This is a genomic window from Actinomadura sp. (assembly GCF_044508335.1).
In the GTDB taxonomy this organism is placed as follows: Bacteria; Actinomycetota; Actinomycetes; order Streptosporangiales; family Streptosporangiaceae; genus Spirillospora.
The window spans coordinates 1-2,484 of the sequence record NZ_JBIQHY010000212.1 but is presented as its reverse complement, the minus strand read 5'-3'; the positions used below and the strand labels follow the sequence as shown (position 1 = coordinate 2,484).

Here is a 2,484-nt window from a genome sequence, read left to right as displayed (position 1 = left end):
TCCTGCCCGGCTGAACCGCCGTTCCCGTCACCCTCCGTGGCATCCCGTGCCCGGTGGGCAGTCAGGTTGCTATGACTTCACGTCAGAACGTCCAGATGTAATAACAAAGTATTGACTGACGTTCCGGGTGGGGCTACAAATGCTCCAAGCCGCGGAGATGACGAGGAAGCGAACGGCCGGTGTCGGCCACCGGGCCGTGAGGTGAACGACAGGTGAACTCGCCATCGCGATCGGACAGCGCCATTGGAGGCACACAATGCGGGTCGGACTGTTGGGCGCGGGACGGATCGGGGCATGGCACGCCCGGTTCCTGGGCGGGCACCCCCTGGTGGGCGACCTGCTGATCGGCGACGCCGACCCGCGGCGCGCGGAGGCGCTCGCCGGCCCGCTCGGCGCCCGCGCCGACACCCCGGACACCGTGCTCGGCGCCGGGCTCGACGCGGTCGTCATCGCCACCCCGACCTCCACGCACGCCGATTTACTCGCCCGCGCCTGTGACGCCGGCGTCCCCGCGTTCTGCGAGAAGCCCGTCGCGCCGGACCTGCGCACCACGCTGGAGATCCGCGACCGCGCCGCCAAGACCGGCGTGCCCGTGCACATCGGCTTCCAGCGCCGGTTCGACGCGGGCTACGCGGCCGCGCGGCGGGCCGTGCAGGACGGGCGCCTCGGCGCCCTGCACCGCGTCCACCTCGTCACCGCGGACCCGGGTCCGCCGCCCGCCGAGTACGTCCGCACGTCCGGCGGAATGTTCCGCGACTGCCACATCCACGACTTCGACATCCTGCGCTGGGTCACCGGCCGCGAGGTCGAGTCGGTGACCGCCGTCGGCGCCAACCGCGGCGACGCCTACTTCGCGGTGGCCGGCGACGTGGACACCAGCGCCGCCGTCCTCGTCATGGACGACGGGACGATCGCCACGCTGCAGGGCTCCCGGTACAACGGCGCCGGCTACGACGTGCGCATGGAACTGTCCGGCACCGCGGGCACCTGGGTGGTCGGGCTGGACGAGCGCGCCGCGCTCCGGTCCGCCGAACCCGGCGTCGACTGGCCGTCCGGCGACGCGTGGGCGGACTTCTGGGAACGCTTCGAACCCGCCTACGCGAGCGAGATTGGAACGTTCCTAGAAATGGCCAAGGGCAACGCGCCCAGCCCGTGCACCGTGGACGAGGCGCTGGAGGCGTTCCTCATCGCCGAGGCCGCCACGCTGTCGCTGCACGAGGGCCGCCGGGTCGCGCTGGCGGAGCTGCGATGATCTGGGCGATGGCGTTCGCCGCGGTGGCGCTGGCCTTCGTCTGGGTCACCGGGGTCAACGACGGCGCGGCCCTGCTCGGGCTGAGCGGCCGCTACCCCCGCTCGTCGGGGCCGCTGCTGATGGCGCTCGTGCTGGTGCCGCTGGTGCTCGTCCCGCAGTGGACGGTCGCGGTCGCGCGGACGTTCACCGAGGGGCTCACCGACCTCGGCGACCGGCGCGGCGCGCTCGCCTTCCTGCTCGGCGTGACCGTCGCGCTCGCCGTCGTCGCCGCGCTGTCGCGGCGCGGGCTGCCGACCAGCCTGACCCTGGCGATCGTCGGCGGCATCGGCGGCGCCGGGCTCGGCATGGGCCTGGACGTCTCCTGGCGCGGGCTCGCCCTCGTCCTGCTCATCGGCGCGGCGGCACCGCTCGTCGGGACGTCCGTCGGCTACGGGCTCGGGCTCGCCTCCCGGCGGATCCCGTCCTTCACCGGGATGGCCGGCGCCGTGCGCACCGCCCACGTCCTCGCCTACAGCGCCCAGTGCGCCGCCTACGCCGCCAACGACGGGCAGAAGATGCTCGCGGTCGTCAGCGTCGCGCGGCAGGTCGTCTCCACCCGGCGGCTCGGCGCGATCGGGCCCGTCCAGCCGACCCCCGTGGTGCTCATCGCGATCGCGGTCGTGTTCTGCGCCGGCGCGCTCAGCGCCGTCCACCGGGTGGGGGAGCGGCTCGGCCGCGGGCTCGTGCTCGCCCGCCCGCTGCACGTCGTCTCCACCGAGGCGGCGGCGGCCGCCTCCGTCGCGGCCAGCTCCATCGCGGGCGCGCCGGTCAGCATGACGCAGTCGGTCACCGCCGGGGTCGTCGGCGTCGCCGCCAGCGAGGGCGCCGCGCGGGTGCGCTGGCAGAACGTCCTCGGCATCGGCGCGGCCTGGCTGTTCACCCTCCCGCTCGCGTTCGCCGCCGGCGCCGCCTGCGGCCTGGCGGTGAGGGCCCTGTGAACGCCGCCGTCCGGCCCGCCCGCCGGCTGCGGCTCGTCTGGGACGACCTGCGCGGCCGCTCCGGCGACCGGGTCATCGGGCAGGTCGCCCGGCAGGTCCGCGCCGCCCGCGACGGCGCCGAGCTGGCCCGGGAGCTCGCCGCCGGGCGGGTCCCGTCCGCGGACGCCCGCGCCCGGATGGCGGAGATCGAGCACGCCGGCGACGCCGAGCGGGCCGCGCTCGCCGCGATGCTGCGCGGCGTCCTCGCCACCCCCA

Annotated in this window: 2 protein-coding genes and 1 pseudogene; all 3 read left to right on the top strand. The window is 75.2% G+C overall.

Annotated features, from left to right (window positions below):
- The first annotated feature begins 256 nt into the window (after positions 1-256).
- Positions 257-1,252 (top strand): Gfo/Idh/MocA family oxidoreductase, encoded by a 996-nt coding sequence (locus ACIWVC_RS34155; RefSeq protein WP_396453131.1) that lies wholly within the window; start codon positions 257-259, stop codon positions 1,250-1,252.
- Positions 1,249-2,229, top strand: coding sequence for an inorganic phosphate transporter (locus ACIWVC_RS34150; RefSeq protein WP_396453130.1), 981 nt, complete (start codon positions 1,249-1,251; stop codon positions 2,227-2,229). The genes ACIWVC_RS34155 and ACIWVC_RS34150 overlap by 4 nt, the downstream gene beginning before the upstream one ends.
- Positions 2,226-2,484: pseudogene (locus tag ACIWVC_RS34145) on the top strand (DUF47 domain-containing protein); the annotation flags it as partial. The gene ACIWVC_RS34150 and the pseudogene ACIWVC_RS34145, both read left to right, overlap by 4 nt.

Bases quoted from the DNA above. Each gene is read 5' to 3' on its own strand.
- ACIWVC_RS34155 (WP_396453131.1), top strand. From the start codon at position 257: ATGCGGGTCGGACTGTTGGGCGCGGGACGGATCGGGGCATGGCACGCC.
- ACIWVC_RS34150 (WP_396453130.1), top strand. From the start codon at position 1,249: ATGATCTGGGCGATGGCGTTCGCCGCGGTGGCGCTGGCCTTCGTCTGG.